The following is a 19,100-nucleotide window of genomic DNA, read 5'->3' on the forward strand; positions in this document are numbered from 1 at the left end:
GAGGAGATCCGTGTCCGTCCAGCCCGTCCGGCTCTTCGGCGACCCCGTGCTGCGCACCCCGGCGGAGGCGGTCACGACCTTCGACGCCGAACTGCGCAAGCTCGTCGCCGATCTCACCGACACCATGAATGCCGAGGGTGGGGCCGGTCTCGCCGCGCCGCAGATCGGGGTGGGCCTGCGCGTGTTCACCTACAACGTGGACGGCTTCTCCGGGCATCTGGTCAACCCGAGCTTCGATCCGGTCGGCGACGAGGAGCAGATCGGCCCGGAGGGCTGCCTGTCGATCCCCGAACTGCGCTGGGACTGTCGACGGCACCTGCACGTCGTCGCGCACGGCTGGAACATGCACGGTGAACCGGTCACGGTCGAGGGTAGTGAGCTGGTGGCCCGCTGCATCCAGCACGAGACGGATCACCTCGACGGGGTGCTGTTCATCGACCGGCTGGATCCGCAGACGCGCAAGCAGGCGATGGCCGAGATCCGCGCCGCCCGCTGGTTCGGCACGCCGGAGCCGGTGGTCAAGGTCAGCCCGCACCCCCTGTTCGGGAAGGCGCGCTAGTGCGGCTGCTGTTCGCCGGTACCCCGGAGCCGGCGGTGCCGGCTCTGCGGGCGCTGCTCGACTCGCCGCGCCACCGGGTCGTCGGCGTGCTGACCAGGCCCGACGCTCCAGCCGGCCGGGGCCGTAGGCTGATGCGCTCCCCGGTCGGCGCGCTGGCCGACGAGGCGGGCATCCCGGTGCTCACCCCCGCCCGGCCGTCCGATCCGGCGTTCCTGGACACGCTGCGCGAACTCGCCCCGGACTGCTGTCCGGTGGTGGCCTACGGAGCGTTGGTGCCGCAGGCGGCCCTGGAGGTCCCGGTGAACGGCTGGGTCAACCTGCACTTCTCGTTGTTGCCCGCCTGGCGCGGTGCGGCACCCGTCCAGGCCGCGATCCGGTACGGCGACGACATCACCGGAGCCACCACCTTCCTGCTCCAGGAGGGCCTGGACACCGGTCCGATCTACGGCGTCGTCACCGAGACCGTGGGGGACACCGACACGGCCGGCGCGCTCCTGCAGCGGCTCGCGACCTCCGGTGCGCGGCTGCTCACGGCCACGATGGACGGCATCGAGGACGGCACCATGGTGGCCCACCCCCAGCCCGCCGAGGGTGTTTCGCACGCGCCGAAGGTGACCGTGGCCGATGCCCGCGTCGACTGGACGGCGCCGGCCGTGGTGACCGACCGGCTCGTCCGGTCCGTCACCCCGGAACCGGGCGCCTGGACCACCTTCCGCGACGGGCGTCTGGGGCTCGGTCCGGTCCGCCCGATCCGCACCGACCAGATCGAGCTCAAGCCCGGGGAGCTGCGCGCGCAGAAGCGTCGGGTGCTGGTCGGTACCGCCACGGTGCCCGTCGAGCTGGGTGAGGTCCGCCCGACGGGCAGGCGGGCGATGCCGGCGCCCGACTGGGCCCGCGGTGTCCGGATCGATCCGGGTGAGGTCCTGGTATGAGGGCGGTGCTGACGTGAGGTCCACCGGCGCCGCGGCGCAGACCCGATGAGCACGGCACGCGAGCCGCGCGGGCACGGGCGAAAGTCGCGACGGGGACGGCCCGACCAGCGGCACAACGCCGGGCCGCCGCGCCGTCGGCACGGCCCGGCGCGACCACCCGACGTCGACCCGGCCCGCCAGGCCGCATTCGAGCTGCTGACGGCCGTGCGGGAGCGGGATGCCTACGCCAACCTGGCGCTGCCTGCGATCCTGCGGCGCTACCGGCTGCATGACCGCGACGCCGCCCTGGCCACCGAGCTCGGCTACGGCACCCTGCGCACCCAGGGTCTGCTGGACGCGATCATCGAGGCCTGCACCGACCGGCCGATGAGCCACGTCGAGGCCCCGCTGCTCGACGCCCTGCGGCTCGGGGCGTACCAGCTGTTGCGAACCCGGATCCCGCCGCATGCCGCGGTCGACACCACCGTCGACCTCGTGCGCGGCCGGGCGGGCTCGCGGTCCGCGGGATTCGTCAACGCGATCCTGCGCCGAATCAGCCAGCGCGACGAAGCGGCCTGGGCGGCCGAGCTCGCGCCGCCCGCCGAGGAGGACGCCGTCGGCCACACGGCGTTCCGCCATGCCCATCCGCGGTGGATCGCCCAGGCATTCCTGGACGCGCTCGGGCCGGCGGGTCGGGCCGAGCTCGACGCCGCGCTGGCCGCCGACGACGCGCGGCCCGTGGTGCACCTGCTCGCCAGGCCGGGTGAGATCACCGCCGAGGAACTCGCCCTGGCCTGCGGCGGCGATCCCGCGCCCTACTCGCCGTACGGGGTTCATCTCGAGCCGGGAACCGGCGAGATCGGCGAGCTGGACGCGGTGGCCGAGGGGCTCGCCATCGTCCAGGACGAGGGCAGCCAGCTCGTCGCGCTGGGGCTCGCGCGGGCCGAACTCGACGGTCCCGACGAGGGACGCTGGCTCGACCTGTGCGCGGGTCCCGGCGGCAAGGCCGCGCTGCTGGGCGGGCTCGTCGGGCTCGACGGCGGCACTCTCGACGCGGTCGAACAGTCCGAGCACCGCGCCCAGCTGGTCCGCCGGGCCGTCGACGGGTTGCCGGTGACCGTGCACGTCGCCGACGGCCGCGCCGCGCCGCTGCCGGACGGCGCGTACGACCGGGTGCTGGTCGACGCGCCGTGCACCGGGCTCGGCGCGCTGCGCCGGCGGCCCGAGGCCCGCTGGCGGCGGCGGCCCGAGGACGTGCCGGGACTCGCCCGGTTGCAGCGCGAGCTGCTCGCCGCCGCGCTGCGTCATGTCCGCCCGGGCGGGGTCGTGGGATACGTCACGTGTTCGCCGCACCTGTCGGAGACCGTCGGGGTGGTGACCGGTGCGCTGCGCCGCCGCGACGACGTCGAGCAGCTGGACGCGCGGGACGTCCTGCCCGGTGTCCCCGGCCTCGGGCCCGGGCCATCGGTGCAGCTCTGGCCCCATCGGCACGGTACGGACGCGATGTTCCTCGCGCTGCTGCGCCGTTCGCGCTGATGATCGCGGTGCGGCGACGTCCGGGCCGGGCCCGCGAACCGGCGCCGCGGCGGCGTGGGACGGGTGGGTTCGTCGCGGCCGCAGGCGCAGTAACCTGCCTGACGTGCACCCTTTGATCGCCCCCAGCATTCTCTCGGCCGACTTCGCTCGGCTGGCCGATGACGTCGACGCGGTGACCGGTCCGTCCGGGCAGGGTGCCGACTGGGTGCATGTCGATGTGATGGACGCTCATTTCGTGCCGAACCTGACGATCGGGCTGCCGGTCGTCGAGTCGCTGCGCAAGGCCACCGCGCTCCCGCTGGACTGTCACCTGATGATCGAGGATCCGGACCGGTGGGCTCCCGGCTACGCCGAGGCGGGTGCGTACAACGTCACGGTGCACGTCGAGGCGGCGGCGGACCCCGTCATGCTGGCCAAGAACCTCCGTGCGGCCGGGGCGAAGGCCGGCCTGTCGCTCAAGCCCGACACCCCGCTCGAGGATCACCTCGACACCCTGCGGCACTACGACACCCTGCTGGTGATGAGCGTCGAGCCCGGCTTCGGTGGACAGCGCTTCCTGCCGCACGTCCTGGACAAGGTCCGGACCGCGCGACGCCTCGTGGACACCGGCCATCTGCAGGTGCTCCTGGAGATCGACGGCGGCATCAACGCCGACACCATCGAGGCGGCGGCCGATGCCGGGGTCGACTGCTTCGTCGCGGGCTCCGCGGTGTACTCCGCCGACGACCCCGGCCGCGCCGTGCGGGAGCTGCGGGCGCAGGTGCTGCGCGCCGCCCCGCACCGGTGGGTGAGATGACCAGATCGGTGGGCGCCCAGCTCCCCGAGGTCCCGCTGCCGCAGGCTCCGGCGCCCGCGGCGGATCCCGGGGGCGCGCGCATCGAGGAGGCGATGCGCCGCGCCCTGGCCGCGTCGATGCGGGTGCACGGCACGACCAGCCCGAATCCCCCGGTCGGCTGCGTGATCCTCGACCCGGCCGGCGATGTCGCGGGCGTGGGCGCGACCGCTCCACCCGGCGGTCCGCACGCCGAGATCGTCGCGCTGGCCGAGGCCGGGGGCCGCGCCGCGGGCGGCACCGCCGTGGTCACCCTCGAGCCGTGCGCGCACCACGGGCGCACCCCGCCCTGCACCACCGCCTTGATCGCAGCGGGCATCCGGGTCGTCCACGCCGCGGTGCCCGATCCGAACCCGCGTGCCGCGGGTGGCGCCACGGCGTTGCGGGAGGCGGGCGTGGCGGTCGTGTTCGGCCCGCTCGCCGACGAGGTCGGCCGCGGACCGCTGCGCGCGTGGTTGCACGCGGTGCGGACCGGGCGGCCGCATGTCACCTGGAAGTTCGCGGCCACCCTCGACGGCCGCAGCGCCGCCGCCGACGGCACCAGCCGGTGGATCACCGGTCCCGAGGCCCGGGCCCAGGTCCATGCGTTGCGTGCCACCGCCGATGCGATCGTTGTCGGGACCGGCACGGTGGTGGCCGACGATCCGGCCCTGACCGCGCGCCGTCCCGACGGGACCGCATATCCGCACCAGCCGCTGCGGGTGGTCGTCGGGTACCGCGACCTGCCCTGCGGTGCCCAGCTCGACACCCCCGACGTGCTGCATGTGCACAGCCATGACCCCGACGCGGTGCTCACCACGCTGAGCGAGCGCGGCGTCGTCGACGTGCTGCTGGAGGGCGGTCCGCGGGTGGCCGGCGCCTTTGTGGCGGCGGGTCGCGTGGACCGGGTGCTGGCCTATCTCGCTCCCGCGTTGCTGGGCGCGGGCCCGGCCGCGCTCGCCGAGGCCGGGGTGGGCACGATCGGTGACATCCGGCGGTTGCAGGTGGACGCGGTCCACCGGGTCGGCAGCGACGTCCTCATCGACGCCCGCCCATCCGAGAGGGGAAACCAGTAGATGTTCACCGGGATCGTTGAGGAGGTCGGCGAGATCGTCGACGTCCGGCAGAGCGAGGAGCTGGTCGTGCTGACCGTGCGCGGACCGGCGGTGTCGCAGGACGCGGCGCACGGCGACTCGATCGCGGTGAACGGCTGCTGTCTCACGGTGATCGACGACGAGGGAGCGTCCGGCGAGCTGTTCCGTCTGGAGCTGGTCCCCGAGACCCTCAAACGCACCTCCCTCGGAGCCGTCACCGCGGGGTCCAAGGTGAACCTGGAGCGGGCCGTCCCGGCCGGTGGCAGGCTCGGCGGGCATATCGTGCAGGGGCACGTCGACGGCGTCGGCGTGCTGGTGAGCCGAACCCCCGGAGAGCGCAGCGACGAGGTGCGGTTCAGCCTGCCCGGCGAGCTGTCCCGGTACGTCGTCGAGAAGGGTTCGATCGCGGTCGACGGCGTGTCCCTGACCGTCGCGGCCACCGATGGGGAGACCTTCTCGGTGGCGCTGATCCCGACGACGCTCGCCGATACCACCCTTGGCATGCGCAAACCAGGGGATACCGTCAATCTCGAGGTCGATGTCGTCGCCAAGTACGTCGAGCGGTTGGCCGCCGGGTACTTGGGCGGCTCAGGTGGGGAGGCTCGAATCCAGTGAGCAGTCTGGTCAACACGCAGATCGGTGCCGAACCCCCGGAGCCGTCGCGGGCCGCGGACCGCGACTTCGTGAGCATCGAACGCGCCGTGGCGGATCTGGCCGCGGGCAAGCCCGTCGTCGTGGTCGACGACGAGGATCGGGAGAACGAGGGCGACCTGATCTTCGCCGCGGAGAAGGCGACGCCGGAGCTGGTGTCGTTCGTGGTCCGCTACACCTCCGGCTACGTGTGCGTGGCGCTCACCGAGGCCGAGTGTGACCGGCTGGACCTGCCGCCGATGCACCACACGAACGCCGACAGCTTCCGCACCGCGTTCACGGTGACCGTCGACGCGAAGGAAGGGATCAGCACCGGGATCTCGGCCGCGGACCGGGCGCGGACGATCCGGTTGCTGGCCGACCCGGCCACCGATCCGAAGGATCTGGTCCGCCCCGGGCATGTGCTGCCGCTGCGGGCCCGTGAGGGCGGGGTGCTGCGCCGGCCCGGGCATACCGAGGCGGCGGTGGACCTGACCCGCATCGCGGGGCTGGCGCCGGCCGGGGCACTGTGCGAGATCGTGTCGCAGAAGAACGAGGGCGACATGGCGCGCGGTGACGAGCTGCGGGTGTTCGCCGAGGAACACGAGCTCGTGATGATCACCATCGCGGATCTGATCGCGTACCGGCGCCGGTTCGAGAAGCACGTGGTGCGGGTGGCGCAGGCGCGGATCCCGACCCGGCACGGCGAGTTCACCGCCTACGGGTACGACTCGCTGCTGGACGGGATCGAGCACATCGCCATGGTCGCCGGGGACGTCGGGACCCCGGAGTGCACCGGTGAGGACGTGCTGGTGCGGGTGCATTCGGAATGTCTGACCGGGGACGTGATGGGGTCGCTGCGCTGCGACTGCGGCCCGCAGCTCGACGCTGCCCTCGAGGCGGTGGCCGCCGAGGGGCGCGGAGTGGTGCTGTACATGCGCGGGCACGAGGGCCGGGGGATCGGCCTGCTGCACAAGCTGCAGGCCTACCAGTTGCAGGAGGCCGGGGCGGACACGGTGGACGCGAACCTGGCGATGGGGCTGCCCGCGGACGCTCGCGACTACGGCATCGGCGCGCAGATCCTGGCCGATCTCGGGGTCAGGAGCATGCGGCTGCTGACCAACAACCCGGCCAAGCGCGCCGGGCTGGAGGGCTACGGGCTGCGGATCACCGGGCGGGTGGCGATGCCGGTGCGCCCGACCCCGGAGAACCTGCGCTACCTGCGCACCAAGCGCGACCGGATGGGCCACGACCTGCCGGACCTGGAGGCGGGTGGATCGTCGGGCCTCGTCGACGGGGTCGGCGTGTGAGGCGGTGCCCACGGCCAGGCAGGATGGGTGCATGAGTGGCGAGGGACGACCGGTCGACATCGGAGATCTGAGCGATGCGGCCGGGCTGCGGGTCGGGATCGCCGCGGCGAGCTGGCACGCCGAGGTGGCCGAGTCGTTGCTGGAGCGCGCGCTGGCGGTGGCGGAGAAGGTCGGTGCCATACCGACCGTCGCCCGGGTGGCCGGGACCGTCGAACTCCCCGTCATCTGCCAGGAGCTCGCGCGCACGCACGATGCCGTCGTTGCGCTCGGCGTGGTCGTGCGGGGCGGTACGCCGCACTTCGAGTACGTCTGCGACGCCGTCACCGCAGGTCTCACCCGGGTGGCCCTCGACGAACGCACTCCGGTCGGCAACGGCGTCCTGACCTGCGATACGGCCGAGCAGGCGATCGCCCGATCCGGGCTGCCCGGCTCCGCGGAGGACAAGGGAACCGAGGCATGCACGGCGGCGTTGCACGCCGCGCTGGTGCTGCGCGGGTTGCGGGAGAGGACGTGAGTACCCCTGCCGAGCAGGTCGTGGTGCGCCCCCACCGGGTGATGTGGGTGGCCTGGATCGGCGCTGTGCTCACGGTGGTGTTGTTCGTCGTGATCGCCGTGCTGTTGCCCAAGGACCCCACCGGGGTGTACTTCCGGTTCGCCGACCAGGTGGCCGTCGTCTTGATCGGCACGGCGATCGCGGGCGGGTTCCTGCTGCTGGCCCGGCCCCGTGCCCGCGCCGACGCCGACGGCATCGAGGTGCGCAACATCGTCCTGACCCGGTACCTGCCCTGGGACCAGGTCATGGCTGTCACGTTCCCGGACGGCGCGTCGTGGGCACGGCTGGAGCTGCCCGACGACGAGTACCTGCCGGTGCTGGCGATCCAAGCCGTCGATGGCGGCTACGCGGTCGACCGCATCCGCACGATCCGCGCCCTGCACGCCGCGGCGCGCAGCCGACCCGACCGCACCGACTCCGGACGCTGAACGCCCGGCACGTTCGTCGCGGCGCAGGCGTCGCTCGGCGCTGCGGTCGGTGGTTCGGGCGCCATGGTGGCCATCCGCCCGATAAACATGACGCACAGTAACGATCCCGGTACTCTGCTGGCCGCGGCCAGCGAGGGAGATCGGTCCGAGCTGTGAGGTGGATGGTGGCGATGGTTGCGGCCGGACGGCCTGCGCCGAGGGCGCTGCGCGCACCCGACCGGCGCCCTCGGGTCGTACTGCTCGACGTGCTCGGGACCATGCTCCAGGTCAACGGGCTGCGGTCGCGGTTCGTCGACGTCGGCCGCCCCGAACACGAGTGCGACCTGTTCTTCGCCCGGGCGCTGCGCAGCGGCATCGCGCTCACCCTCGCCGGCCCGACCCGGCCCTTCGTCCTGCACGCCCGGGAGGCGCTGCGTTCGACGACGGGCCACGAGCTGTCCGAGGAGGCTCTCGACCATGTCCTCGACGGTCTGCACCGGCTCCCGCCCCACGCCGACGTCGAGGTCGCGCTGGTGGCCCTGGCCAGGGCCAAGATCCCGGTCTATGCGTTCGGCTACGGCAGCGCCCGCGGAGTCGCCGCCGCGCTGGATCGCACCGAATTGCGTACCTACCTGCGCGGGATCGTCTCGACCGACGAGGTCGGACTGTTCCGGCCTGCGGCCCAGGCCTACCTGAGCGTGTGTCAGGCGGTGCACACCGAGCCGGCGCGCACCGCCATGGTCAGCGGACACAGCTGGGACGTGCACGGAGCCCTGCGAACCGGCCTCCTCGGTGCGTTGGTGACGCGGCTGGAGGGTGGTGTGCCCGCGACGATCGACCCGCCGCACGTCCACGCCACCCGCCTCGACGAGGTCGTCGAGCGGCTGGTCGAGCTGCCCGCCTGAGACCAGCGCGTCAGGCCTCGAGGCGGGGCCGAGCCGCGCCACCCCGACACGGTGTGTCCGCGCCCGATGGCGGGGCGCGACGAGTCGGGCGGCGGTTCTAGGCTTGAGGGGCCATGCCCGACCCGTCCAGCTACCGCCCGGCCCCGGGGACCATCCCGGAGGCTCCGGGGGTGTACCGATTCTCCGACCCGCATGGCCGGGTGCTCTACGTCGGCAAGGCCAAGAGCCTGCGGAGCAGGCTCAACTCCTACTTCGCCGACCTGGCCGGGTTGCATCCGCGCACCCGGCAGATGGTCACGACCGCGGCCCGCGTCGAATGGACCGTCGTCGCGACCGAGGTCGAGGCGCTCCAGCTCGAGTACAACTGGATCAAGGAGTTCGACCCGCGGTTCAACGTCCGCTACCGCGACGACAAGACCTACCCGGTTCTCGCGGTGACGATCGACGAGCAGTATCCGCGGCTGCATGTCTACCGCGGACCGCGCCGCCGCGGTGTCCGCTACTTCGGCCCGTACGCGCACGCCTGGGCGATCCGGGAGACCCTCGACCTGCTGTTGCGGGTGTTCCCGGCGCGGACCTGCTCGGCCGGGGTGTTCCGCCGCCACGGCCAGATCGGGCGGCCCTGCCTGCTCGGCTACATCGACAAGTGCGCGGCGCCGTGCATCGGGACGGTGGACGCCGAGCAGCATCGCGCGATCGTCGAGGAGTTCTGCGAGTTCCTCTCCGGGCGCACCGACCGGATGATCCGCGAGCTCGAGCGGCAGATGGCCGAGGCCGCCGAGGCGCTGGAGTTCGAGCGGGCGGCCCGGTTGCGCGACGACATCGGCGCGCTGCGCCGGGCACTGGAGAAGCAGGCCGTCGTGCTCGGCGACGGGACCGACGCCGACGTCGTCGCCTTCGCCCAGGACGAGCTCGAGGCCGCCGTCCAGGTCTTCCACGTCCGCGGCGGCCGGGTCCGCGGGCAGCGGGGCTGGGTGATCGACAAGGTCGAGCCGACCAGCACCGCTGGGCTCGTCGAACGGTTCCTCACCCAGTTCTACGGCGAGCAGGCGGCACTGGCCGGCGCCGCCGACGACGCGCACCAGCCGGTCCCTCGGGAGATCCTGGTGCCCGAGCTGCCGCCCGACGCCGACGCGCTGGCCGAGTGGTTGGGCGGGCTGCGCGGGTCACGGGTCGGGCTGCGGGTGCCCCGGCGCGGGGACAAACGGGCGTTGGCCGAGACGGTCGCGCGCAACGCTGCCGAGGCGTTCACCCAGCACAAGCTGCGCCGGGCGGGCGACCTGACCGCGCGCTCGGCGGCCTTGCAGGAGATCCAGGATGCCCTGGGGCTGGACTCGGCGCCGCTGCGCATCGAATGCGTCGACGTCAGCCACGTGCAGGGCACCGATGTGGTCGCCTCGCTCGTCGTGTTCGAGGACGGCCTGGCCCGCAAGTCCGACTATCGCCGGTTCGCGATCCGCGGCGGCGCCGAGGGCGGCGGCAGCAACGACCCGGCGGCCATCGCCGAGGTCGTCCGCCGCCGGTTCCGGCGGTACCTCGCGCAGGCCGGGGCCGGTCCGCACGCCGGGACCGAGCACGAGACCGCACCCGGCTCCGCAGCGGTCGCCGACCCGCCCGGGCGCCCGGGCATCGACCCCACGACCGGGCGGCCGCGCACGTTCGCCTACCCGCCCAACCTGCTCGTCGTCGACGGCGGGCCACACCAGGTCGAGGCGGCCGCCGCCGCCCTCGCCGAGCTGGGCATCACCGATGTCGCGGTCTGTGGCCTGGCCAAGCGGCTGGAGGAGGTCTGGCTGCCCGCCGATCCCGACCCGGTGATCCTCTCGCGCACCAGCGAGGGTCTGTACCTGCTGCAACGCGTTCGCGACGAGGCTCACCGCTTCGCCATCGCCTATCACCGGCAACGCCGGTCGAAGGGTATGGTCGCCTCGGAGCTGGACGCGGTGCCCGGTCTCGGTCCCGCGCGCCAACGCGCGTTGCTCAAACACTTCGGCTCGCTGCGGAGGCTGAAGGCAGCCGATGCCGAGGAGATCGCCAAGGTGCCCGGTTTCGGGCCGCGCACCGCGGCTGCGGTGCCCACGGCTCTACACGGTCCCGCGCAACAGGAGGCCGCCGGTGATTGAGGCCAGGACCGCAAGCCCGACCGGGATCGAGGTCGCGCTGATCAGCGGGCTGTCGGGAGCGGGGCGCAGCACCGCGGCGAAGGTGCTGGAGGACCTCGGATGGTTCGTCGTCGACAACCTGCCACCCGAGCTGATCGAGACGATGGTCGAGCTCGGGGCCAAGGCGCGCGGGGAGATCACCCGGATCGCCGTCGTGATGGACGTGCGCAGCAGGGCCTTCTCGGCCGATCTCGGCGCCGTCATCAAGGACCTCGACGCCATCGGCTACCGGCCCCGGCTGCTGTTCCTCGAGGCCACCGACGAGGTGCTGGTCCGCCGGTTCGAACAGGTCCGGCGCAGCCATCCGCTGCAGGGCGACGGCCGGCTCTCCGACGGGATCGCCGCCGAGCGCGAGGCGCTCGCCCCGCTGCGGGAGACCGCCGACCTCGTCGTGGACACCTCGACGCTGTCGGTCCCGAAGCTGCGGGCCACGTTGGAGCGGGCGTTCGGCGCCGAGCTCGCCCAGGACACCCGGGTCACGGTGTTGTCCTTCGGATACAAGTACGGGCTTCCGATGGACTCGGACCTGGTCGTCGACGTCCGGTTCCTGCCCAACCCGCACTGGATCCCCGAGCTTCGCCCGCACACCGGCCGCGACGCCGACGTGCGCGACTACGTGCTCAGCCAGGAGGGCGCCGAGGAGTTCATCGCGCGCTACCTGGAGCTGCTGCACCTGGTCAGCGCGGGCTACCGGCGCGAAGGCAAGCGGTATCTGACCGTCTCGGTCGGCTGCACGGGCGGCAAGCACCGCAGCGTCGCGATCAGTGAGGAGCTCGCGCGCCGACTCGCGGGCGCCGAGGGGGTCACGGTGAGCGTGGCGCACCGCGACCTGGGCCGGGAATGAAGGCCGCCGCGCTCGGCGGCGGGCACGGCCTGCACGCCACGCTCTCCGCGTTGCGCATCCTCGACGACATCGTCACCGAGGTGACCGCGGTCGTCACGGTCGCCGACGACGGAGGCTCCTCCGGGCGGCTGCGCCGCGAGCTCGGCACGCTGCCCCCCGGTGACCTGCGGATGGCCCTGGCGGCACTGGCCGACGGCAACGGCACCGACCCGGCCGAGGCGCTGTGGGTCCGGCTCGTGCAGCACCGCTTCGGCGGCACCGGCGCGCTGGCCGGGCATGCGGTGGGCAACCTGCTGCTCGCCGGGTTGATGGATGTACTCGCAGATCCGGTGGCCGCGCTCGACGAGGTCTGCCGGCTGCTCGGCGTGCGGGGCCGGGTGCTGCCGATGAGTCCCGACCCGCTCGACATCGAGGCCGAGGTGACCGGTCTGGGCGAGGACCCACACACCACCAGCCGGATCCGCGGGCAGGTCGCCGTCGCGTCGACCCCGGGGCGCGTCGAGCGGGTGTGGCTGCGCCCGGAGCACCCGCGGGCCTGTTCCGAGGCGGTCGAGGCCGTCCACGCCGCCGACCTGGTGCTGCTCGGTCCCGGCTCGTGGTTCACCAGCGTGCTGCCGCATCTGCTGGTCCCGCAGCTACGCGACGCGCTGATGACGACCAGGGCCCGCCGGGTCGTGGTGCTCAACCTGGCGCCCCAGCCGGGGGAGACCGCCGGGTTCTCCCCGGAGCAGCACCTGACCGTACTGTCTCAACACGCGCCCGGCCTGATGGTCGATGCGGTGGTCGCCGACGTGGCGGCCGTCCCGGTACCGCAGCGGCTCGCCCGGACGGCCGAGACCATGCTGGCCGCCGAAGGGAAGGTCCATCTGGCCCCGGTGGCGGCAGTCGACTCTGCGGTACCGAGGCATGATCCGATGGCGCTGGCCCTCGCCCTGCGCGCCGTGCTGGCCGGCTTCCCCCCGAGGTGGCCCCACCGGCGCCACGAGGCTGACCGGCCGGAGACGGCCGAGAGGAGGACATGACGGTGGCGCTGCCCGGACTGCGATCGGCGATCAGGAGGATTCGGCGATGGCGATGACGGCCGCGGTCAAGGACGAGCTCAGCAGGCTGACGGTGACCAGACCCTCGTGCCGCCGAGCCGAGGTGGCCTCGCTGCTGCGGTTCGCCGGTGGGCTGCACATCGTCGGTGGGCGGGTGGTGGTCGAGGCGGAGGTCGACACCGGATCGGTGGCGCGACGGCTGCGCCGGGACATCCACGAGCTCTACGGGCACACCTGTGAGGCGCATGTGATCGCGCCGGGTGGGATCCGCCGGGCCGCCCGCTACGTGATCCGGGTGGTCCGCGACGGCGAGGGGCTGGCCCGCCAGACCGGGTTGCTCGACGCCCGCGGCCGACCGGTGCGCGGGCTGCCGCCCGTCGTGGTGTCCGGCGACCTCGCCGACGCCGAGGCCGCCTGGCGTGGCGCCTTCCTGGCACACGGGTCGTTGACCGAACCGGGCCGGTCCTCGGCGCTGGAGGTCACCTGCCCCGGCCCGGAGGCTGCGCTGGCGCTGGTCGGTGCCGCGCGCAGGCTCGGGGTGGCCGCCAAGGCGCGTGAGGTCCGCGGGGCCGACCGGGTCGTCGTCCGGGACGGCGACGCGATCAGCGCGCTGCTCACCCGGATGGGCGCGCACTCGTCGGTGCTGGCGTGGGAGGAGCGGCGGATGCGCCGCGAGGTCCGCGCGACCGCCAACCGGCTGGCCAACTTCGATGACGCCAACCTGCGCCGCTCGGCCCGGGCGGCCGTCGCGGCGGCGGCCAGGGTCGAGCGGGCGTTGGAGATTCTCGGCGATGACGTCCCGCCGCATCTGCTCGCCGCCGGACGGCTGCGCGCCGAACACACCCAGGCCTCGCTGGAGGAGCTCGGTCAGCTGGCCGACCCACCGATGACCAAGGATGCGGTGGCGGGCCGGATCCGCAGACTGTTGCACATGGCGGACAAGCGGGCGGCGGATCTGGGTATCCCCGATACGGAGTCCGCGGTCACCCCGGAGTTGCTCGAGGAGGTCTGAGCGCCGTGCGGTCCAGTTTCACCCTGCATCTCCCCCGAGCGGCGGGCACCCCGGACGATATGGTTCGAGAGTACGGACGAATCAGCACTGGGAGGTAGAGTGACGGTCCGGGTAGGCGTGAACGGGTTCGGCCGGATCGGCCGCAACTTCTGGCGCGCGGTTGACGCCCAGAGGCGGGCCGGCGGCACGGACATCGAGATCGTGGCCGTCAACGACATCACCGACAACGCGACGCTGGCGCATCTGCTCAAGTACGACTCCATCCTGGGTCGGCTGCCCTACGACGTGCGCTCGACCGACGAGGAGATCGTCGTCGACGGCAAGGGGTTCAAGGGGCTGGCGGTACGCGACCCGGCCGAGCTGCCGTGGAAGGACCTCGGGGTGGACGTGGTGGTGGAGTCCACCGGGCTGTTCACCAAGCGCGAGGCGGCGGCCAAGCACCTCGATGCGGGCGCGAAGAAGGTGGTGATCTCCGCGCCGGCCACGGGCGAGGACGTCACGGTCGTCATGGGGGTCAACGACGCCGCCTACGACGGCAGCCAGACGATCGTGTCCAACGCCTCGTGCACCACCAACTGCCTGGCCCCGCTGGCCAAGGTCCTGGACGACGCGGTGGGGATCGAGAAGGGTCTGATGACCACGATCCACGCGTACACCCAGGACCAGAACCTGCAGGACGGTCCGCACAAGGACCTGCGCCGGGCCCGGGCGGCGGCGATCAACATCGTGCCCACCTCCACCGGTGCTGCGAAGGCGATCGGGCTGGTGCTGCCCCACCTGAAGGGCAAGCTGGACGGGTATGCCCTGCGGGTGCCGATCCCGACCGGATCGGCCACCGACCTGACCGTCGAGGTCCGCACGGAGACCACGGTCGAGGAGATCAACGCCGCGTATCGCGCGGCGGCGGAGGGACCGCTGAAGGGCATCCTGACCTACGCCGATGCGCCGATCGTGTCGGCGGACATCGTCACCGACCCGGCCTCGTGCATCTTCGACCCCGGGTTGACCAAGGTGATCGGCAACCAGGTCAAGGTCGTGGGCTGGTACGACAACGAGTGGGGATACTCCAACCGACTGGTCGACGTCACCGCCCTGGTGGCCTCGAAGCTATGAGGACGCTGGACGATCTGCTCGACGAGGGCGTCGCCGGGCGCACGGTGCTGGTGCGGTCGGACCTCAACGTCCCGCTGGACGCCGACCGCGCCATCACCGACGACGGCCGGATCCGGGCCTCCGTCCCCACCCTGCGCAGGCTCCGGTCCGGCGGGGCTCGGGTGGTCGTGGCGGCGCATCTGGGACGGCCGAAGGGCGGGCCCGACCCGAAGTACAGCCTGGGTCCGGTGGCCCGGCGGCTCGCCGAGCTGCTCGAGACCGAGGTGGTGCTGGCCGAACACGGCGCGCAGGCGAAGGCCGCCGTCGAGGCGATGCGCGACGGCGACGTCGTGCTGCTGGAGAACATGCGCTTCGACGCCCGTGAGACCTCGAAGAACGACGACGAGCGCGCCGCGCTGGCCCGCGAGCTCGTCGCGCTGGCCGGCCCGGCCGGGGCGTTCGTCTCCGACGGATTCGGCGTCGTGCACCGCAAGCAGGCCTCGGTCTACGACGTGGCCACGCAGCTGCCCGCCTACGCGGGTGGTCTGGTGCTGGCCGAGGTCGAGGTGCTGCGCACGCTCACCGGCGATCCGGGTCGGCCGTACGCCGTGGTGCTCGGCGGCTCCAAGGTCTCCGACAAGCTCGCGGTGATCTCCGCGCTGCTGCCGAGGGTCGACGCGCTGCTCGTGGGCGGCGGGATGTGCTTCACCTTCCTCGCCGCGCAGGGGTTCGGGGTGGGCGACTCCTTGCTGGAACGCGAGCAGATCGACAACTGCCGTGAGCTCCTCGCCGGAGGCAAGATCGTCCTGCCCACCGATGTGGTCGTCGCCGACGGCTTCTCGGCGGAGGCGAACACCCGGACCGTGTCGGCCGACGCGATTCCCGACGGCTGGATGGGCCTGGACATCGGTCCCGAGTCCGTGGCCGCCTTCACCCGGGTCCTCACCGGGGCCAAGACGGTGTTCTGGAACGGGCCGATGGGCGTGTTCGAGCTGGCGCCGTTCGCCGCGGGCACCCGCGGGGTCGCCCAGGCGATCGTGGACGCCACCACCGGCGGCGCGTACAGCGTGGTCGGTGGCGGGGACTCGGCCGCCGCCGTGCGCGCGCTCGGGCTGGCCGAGTCGGGCTTCGCGCACGTCTCGACCGGCGGCGGGGCGTCGCTGGAGTACCTGGAAGGCAAGGTTCTTCCGGGTCTGTCCGTACTGGAGCGGTAGGGCGATGGCACGGACTCCTCTCATCGCGGGCAACTGGAAGATGAACCTCACTCACCTCGAGGCCATCGCCTGTGTGCAGAAGCTCGCCTTCGCCCTGCCGGAGAAGTACTACGACAAGGTCGAGGTGGCGGTGCTGCCACCGTTCACCGACATTCGCAGCGTGCAGACGGTCATCGACGGCGACAAGCTGAAGATGGTGCACGGTGCGCAGGACCTCTCCCCGCACGACTCCGGCGCCTACACCGGCGACGTCTCTGCGGCGATGCTCGCGAAGCTGGGCTGCCGCTACGTCGTCGTCGGCCATTCGGAGCGCCGCGAGTACCACCACGAGGACGATGCGCTGGTCAACGCCAAGGTCCGGGCCGCGATCCGGCACGAGATCACCCCGATCCTGTGCGTGGGGGAGGGCCTCGAGGTCCGCGAGTCGGGCCGGCACGTCGAGCACACCACCGGGCAGTTGCGCGCGGCACTGGACACGGTGACCGCGGAGCAGGCCGGTTCGATCGTGATCGCCTACGAGCCGGTGTGGGCGATCGGGACCGGGCGGGTGGCGAGCGCGGCGGACGCCCAGGAGGTCTGTGCCGCACTGCGGGCGACCGTGGCCACCCTCCACGGCGACGCGGCCGCTGCCGAGGTGCGGATCCTCTATGGCGGTTCGGTGAAGGCCAGCAATGTCGCAGAGATCGTCGCGGAGGCCGACGTCGACGGGGCGCTCGTCGGCGGCGCGAGCCTGGACGCCGACGAGTTCGCCAAGCTGTGCGCGATCGCTGCGGGCGGTCCGCTGCCGTGACGATGCGGTCCCGGTAGCGGCCCCCCGGGTGGCGACCCCGGTCAATGCGACCGGCGGTTAGCGGTAGCCTGGGTGGCCCGAGGCAAATGAGGATGGGATGAAGCTCGCCCTGCAGATCGTCTTGATCATCTCCAGTGTCCTGCTGGTGCTGTTGATTCTGTTGCACCGTGGGCGTGGTGGGGGTCTGTCGAGCCTGTTCGGCGGCGGCGTGCAGTCCAGCCTCTCGGGCTCGAGTGTGGTGGAGAAGAACCTCGACCGGCTCACGTTGTTCACGGGTGCGATCTGGCTGATCGCGATCATCGGCAGCGGCATGCTGATGAAGGTCGGGGGCTGAGCGGGTCTCCGCCGCGGTCGAACAACAGCACGAAGGAGGTAGGCGATGGCAGGTGGGAACGCGATCCGTGGCACCCGGGTGGGTGCGGGCCCCATGGGCGAGTCGGAGCGCGGGGAGGCCGCACCGCGGGAACGGGTGTCGTATTTCTGCGCCAACGGGCATGTGACGACCCCGTCCTTCGCCGCCGACGCCGAGATCCCCGAGTCCTGGGACTGCCCGCGCTGCGGGTTACCGGCGGGCCGGGATCAGCTCAGCCCACCCGCGCCTCCGCGCAACGAGCCGTACAAGACGCATCTGGCCTATGTGAAGGAGCGTCGCAGCGACGCCGACGGCGCCGCCATCCTCGAGGAGGCGCTGGGCAAGCTGCGGGCGTCGCGCGAACTGTAGGGCGCAGGTCCGCGGGGTGGCCTACCGCGGAGCGTGCGACCTCGCGGGCCCCTGCGCGGCACTGCCGGTGACGCCGTCCGGTGCCCCGCGGCCGCGATCGGGCCCGAGCCTGAGCCGGTCCGGGTGAGCTGCCTGGCGGCCGAGCACTCCGGTGCGCGGGTTGAGCGGATGCCGGTGAGGCTGCACGGGTGATCGTGATTTGGCCCGCACTTCGATAGCCTGCGGCGATGACTCGCTGGATCCTGCCTCAGGAAAAGATCCCCAGCGCGTGGTTCAACATCACGCCGCATCTGGCCAAGCCCATCGACCCCCCGTTGCATCCGGCGACACGGCAGCCGGTCGGGCCCGACGATCTGGCCCCGCTGTTTCCGATGGCGCTGATCGGACAGGAGGTCGCCACCGAGCCGTGGATCGACATCCCCGGCGAGGTACTCGACATTCTGCGGTTGTGGCGGCCGACGCCACTGGTCAGGGCGACCCGGCTGGAGCAGGCACTGGGCACGCCGGCCCGGATCTACTTCAAGGACGAGTCGGTCTCGCCCGCGGGCAGTCACAAGCCCAACACCGCCGTGGCGCAGGCGTTCTACAACAAGCAGGAGGGCACGGCCCGGCTGTCGACCGAGACCGGCGCCGGGCAGTGGGGCACCGCGCTCGCGTTCGCCTGCGCGCAGTTCGACCTCGACCTCAAGGTCTACATGGTCCGGGCGTCCTACGACCAGAAGCCCTACCGGCGGGTCGCGATCGAGTCCTGGGGTGGTGAGGTCGTTCCCTCACCCGTCGACGAGCCGGACCATCCCGGCTCGCTCGGGTCCGCGATCTCCGACGCCGTTCGTGACTGCGTGGCCCGGGCGGACACCCACTATGCACTCGGCTCGGTGCTCAACCATGTGCTGCTGCACCAGACCGTGATCGGTCTCGAGGCCAAGCAGCAGTTGGAGATGGCGGGGGAACGACTGCCCGATGTCGTCATCGCACCGTGCGGCGGCGGGTCGAACCTGGGGGGTATCGCGTTCCCCTTCGTCCCCGACGCCGATGTGCGCCTGCTCGCGGTCGAGCCCGTGTCGTGCCCGACGTTGACCCAGGGCCGGTTCGAGTACGACTTCGGCGACACCGCCGGGTTCACCCCGCTACTGCCGATGTACACCCTCGGGCATGACTTCATCCCACCGTCGATCCACGCCGGCGGGCTCCGCTACCACGGTGACTCCCCGCAGGTGTCGGCGCTGGTCCGGGACGGCCGGATGGAGGCCGTGGCGTATCCGCAGGGCAAGGTGTTCGACGCAGCCATCCAGTTCGCGAGGACCGAAGGCAAGATCGCCGCTCCGGAGGCCGCGCACGCGATCCGTGCCGCGATCGACGAGGCGCTGGCGGCGAAGGAGACCGGTGAGGAGAAGGTGATCCTGTTCAACTACTGCGGCCACGGCTTCCTCGACCTGGCCGCCTATGACGACTACCTGCACGGCAGGCTGCTCGACGAGCAGGGCTGAGCCGGGCCGGACCGTGGTCCCG

Annotated in this window: 20 protein-coding genes; all 20 read left to right on the forward strand. The window is 72.4% G+C overall.

Annotation, left to right across the window (positions count from 1 at the left end; translation table 11 throughout):
* The first annotated feature begins 10 nt into the window (after positions 1-10).
* The 20 genes from def (at position 11) to ACFQE5_RS08420 (ending at position 19,078) form a co-directional block, all read left to right on the forward strand.
* Complete coding sequence (gene def, locus ACFQE5_RS08325; protein WP_379584251.1) at positions 11-559, forward strand: peptide deformylase; 549 nt, start codon at positions 11-13, stop codon at positions 557-559.
* On the forward strand, positions 559-1,491 hold the full coding sequence (gene fmt / locus ACFQE5_RS08330; RefSeq protein ID WP_379584252.1) for a methionyl-tRNA formyltransferase: 933 nt from the start codon (positions 559-561) through the stop codon (positions 1,489-1,491). The genes def and fmt overlap by 1 nt, the downstream gene beginning before the upstream one ends.
* Positions 1,492-1,536: 45 nt before the next feature.
* A complete protein-coding gene (locus ACFQE5_RS08335) occupies positions 1,537-3,006 on the forward strand; it encodes an RsmB/NOP family class I SAM-dependent RNA methyltransferase (RefSeq protein ID WP_379584253.1) in 1,470 nt (489 codons plus the stop codon).
* Positions 3,007-3,118: 112 nt separating this feature from the next.
* Positions 3,119-3,802, forward strand: coding sequence for a ribulose-phosphate 3-epimerase (gene rpe, locus ACFQE5_RS08340; RefSeq protein ID WP_379584308.1), 684 nt, complete (start codon positions 3,119-3,121; stop codon positions 3,800-3,802).
* Between the two features lie 92 nt (positions 3,803-3,894).
* Positions 3,895-4,893, forward strand: a complete 999-nt coding sequence (ribD, locus tag ACFQE5_RS08345) for a bifunctional diaminohydroxyphosphoribosylaminopyrimidine deaminase/5-amino-6-(5-phosphoribosylamino)uracil reductase RibD (protein WP_379584309.1) — start codon at positions 3,895-3,897, stop codon at positions 4,891-4,893.
* On the forward strand, positions 4,894-5,526 hold the full coding sequence (locus tag ACFQE5_RS08350; RefSeq protein ID WP_379584254.1) for a riboflavin synthase: 633 nt from the start codon (positions 4,894-4,896) through the stop codon (positions 5,524-5,526).
* Positions 5,527-5,546: 20 nt separating this feature from the next.
* Entirely contained in the window at positions 5,547-6,851 is a 1,305-nt protein-coding gene (locus tag ACFQE5_RS08355; protein WP_379584310.1) for a bifunctional 3,4-dihydroxy-2-butanone-4-phosphate synthase/GTP cyclohydrolase II, read from the forward strand.
* Between the two features lie 31 nt (positions 6,852-6,882).
* Positions 6,883-7,365, forward strand: a complete 483-nt coding sequence (ribH, locus tag ACFQE5_RS08360) for a 6,7-dimethyl-8-ribityllumazine synthase (protein ID WP_379584255.1) — start codon at positions 6,883-6,885, stop codon at positions 7,363-7,365.
* Positions 7,362-7,832, forward strand: coding sequence for a PH domain-containing protein (locus tag ACFQE5_RS08365; RefSeq protein ID WP_379584256.1), 471 nt, complete (start codon positions 7,362-7,364; stop codon positions 7,830-7,832). Before ribH ends, ACFQE5_RS08365 begins: the two co-directional genes overlap by 4 nt.
* A gap of 170 nt (positions 7,833-8,002) precedes the next feature.
* A complete protein-coding gene (locus ACFQE5_RS08370) occupies positions 8,003-8,716 on the forward strand; it encodes an HAD family hydrolase (RefSeq protein ID WP_379584311.1) in 714 nt (237 codons plus the stop codon).
* 113 nt (positions 8,717-8,829) lie between these two features.
* Complete coding sequence (gene uvrC / locus ACFQE5_RS08375) at positions 8,830-10,839, forward strand: excinuclease ABC subunit UvrC (RefSeq protein WP_379584257.1); 2,010 nt, start codon at positions 8,830-8,832, stop codon at positions 10,837-10,839.
* A complete protein-coding gene (gene rapZ / locus ACFQE5_RS08380; RefSeq protein ID WP_379584258.1) occupies positions 10,832-11,722 on the forward strand; it encodes an RNase adapter RapZ in 891 nt (296 codons plus the stop codon). Before uvrC ends, rapZ begins: the two co-directional genes overlap by 8 nt.
* On the forward strand, positions 11,719-12,744 hold the full coding sequence (locus tag ACFQE5_RS08385) for a gluconeogenesis factor YvcK family protein (protein ID WP_379584259.1): 1,026 nt from the start codon (positions 11,719-11,721) through the stop codon (positions 12,742-12,744). The genes rapZ and ACFQE5_RS08385 overlap by 4 nt, the downstream gene beginning before the upstream one ends.
* A gap of 46 nt (positions 12,745-12,790) precedes the next feature.
* Positions 12,791-13,774 (forward strand): DNA-binding protein WhiA, encoded by a 984-nt coding sequence (gene whiA / locus ACFQE5_RS08390; RefSeq protein ID WP_379584260.1) that lies wholly within the window; start codon positions 12,791-12,793, stop codon positions 13,772-13,774.
* Positions 13,775-13,873: 99 nt separating this feature from the next.
* Entirely contained in the window at positions 13,874-14,887 is a 1,014-nt protein-coding gene (gene gap / locus ACFQE5_RS08395; RefSeq protein WP_379584261.1) for a type I glyceraldehyde-3-phosphate dehydrogenase, read from the forward strand.
* Positions 14,884-16,080 (forward strand): phosphoglycerate kinase, encoded by a 1,197-nt coding sequence (locus ACFQE5_RS08400; protein WP_379584262.1) that lies wholly within the window; start codon positions 14,884-14,886, stop codon positions 16,078-16,080. The genes gap and ACFQE5_RS08400 overlap by 4 nt, the downstream gene beginning before the upstream one ends.
* Positions 16,081-16,084: 4 nt before the next feature.
* Complete coding sequence (gene tpiA / locus ACFQE5_RS08405) at positions 16,085-16,870, forward strand: triose-phosphate isomerase (protein ID WP_379584263.1); 786 nt, start codon at positions 16,085-16,087, stop codon at positions 16,868-16,870.
* A 97-nt stretch (positions 16,871-16,967) separates the two neighbouring features.
* Complete coding sequence (gene secG, locus ACFQE5_RS08410; RefSeq protein ID WP_379584264.1) at positions 16,968-17,204, forward strand: preprotein translocase subunit SecG; 237 nt, start codon at positions 16,968-16,970, stop codon at positions 17,202-17,204.
* A 45-nt stretch (positions 17,205-17,249) separates the two neighbouring features.
* On the forward strand, positions 17,250-17,591 hold the full coding sequence (locus ACFQE5_RS08415; RefSeq protein WP_379584265.1) for an RNA polymerase-binding protein RbpA: 342 nt from the start codon (positions 17,250-17,252) through the stop codon (positions 17,589-17,591).
* A gap of 227 nt (positions 17,592-17,818) precedes the next feature.
* Positions 17,819-19,078, forward strand: coding sequence for a TrpB-like pyridoxal phosphate-dependent enzyme (locus ACFQE5_RS08420; protein ID WP_379584266.1), 1,260 nt, complete (start codon positions 17,819-17,821; stop codon positions 19,076-19,078).
* The last annotated feature ends 22 nt before the right edge of the window (positions 19,079-19,100 follow it).

Source organism: Pseudonocardia hispaniensis, from assembly GCF_042658695.1.
Classification (GTDB): Bacteria; Actinomycetota; Actinomycetes; order Mycobacteriales; family Pseudonocardiaceae; genus Pseudonocardia; species Pseudonocardia hispaniensis.

Bases quoted from the DNA above. Each gene is read 5' to 3' on its own strand.
- ribH (WP_379584255.1), top strand. From the start codon at position 6,883: ATGAGTGGCGAGGGACGACCGGTCGACATCGGAGATCTGAGCGATGCG.
- ACFQE5_RS08415 (WP_379584265.1), top strand. From the start codon at position 17,250: ATGGCAGGTGGGAACGCGATCCGTGGCACCCGGGTGGGTGCGGGCCCC.
- uvrC (WP_379584257.1), top strand. From the start codon at position 8,830: ATGCCCGACCCGTCCAGCTACCGCCCGGCCCCGGGGACCATCCCGGAG.
- ACFQE5_RS08335 (WP_379584253.1), top strand. From the start codon at position 1,537: ATGAGCACGGCACGCGAGCCGCGCGGGCACGGGCGAAAGTCGCGACGG.
- ACFQE5_RS08385 (WP_379584259.1), top strand. From the start codon at position 11,719: ATGAAGGCCGCCGCGCTCGGCGGCGGGCACGGCCTGCACGCCACGCTC.
- ribD (WP_379584309.1), top strand. From the start codon at position 3,895: ATGCGCCGCGCCCTGGCCGCGTCGATGCGGGTGCACGGCACGACCAGC.
- ACFQE5_RS08420 (WP_379584266.1), top strand. From the start codon at position 17,819: ATGACTCGCTGGATCCTGCCTCAGGAAAAGATCCCCAGCGCGTGGTTC.
- ACFQE5_RS08400 (WP_379584262.1), top strand. From the start codon at position 14,884: ATGAGGACGCTGGACGATCTGCTCGACGAGGGCGTCGCCGGGCGCACG.
- whiA (WP_379584260.1), top strand. From the start codon at position 12,791: ATGGCGATGACGGCCGCGGTCAAGGACGAGCTCAGCAGGCTGACGGTG.
- ACFQE5_RS08370 (WP_379584311.1), top strand. From the start codon at position 8,003: ATGGTTGCGGCCGGACGGCCTGCGCCGAGGGCGCTGCGCGCACCCGAC.
- secG (WP_379584264.1), top strand. From the start codon at position 16,968: ATGAAGCTCGCCCTGCAGATCGTCTTGATCATCTCCAGTGTCCTGCTG.
- tpiA (WP_379584263.1), top strand. From the start codon at position 16,085: ATGGCACGGACTCCTCTCATCGCGGGCAACTGGAAGATGAACCTCACT.
- ACFQE5_RS08350 (WP_379584254.1), top strand. From the start codon at position 4,894: ATGTTCACCGGGATCGTTGAGGAGGTCGGCGAGATCGTCGACGTCCGG.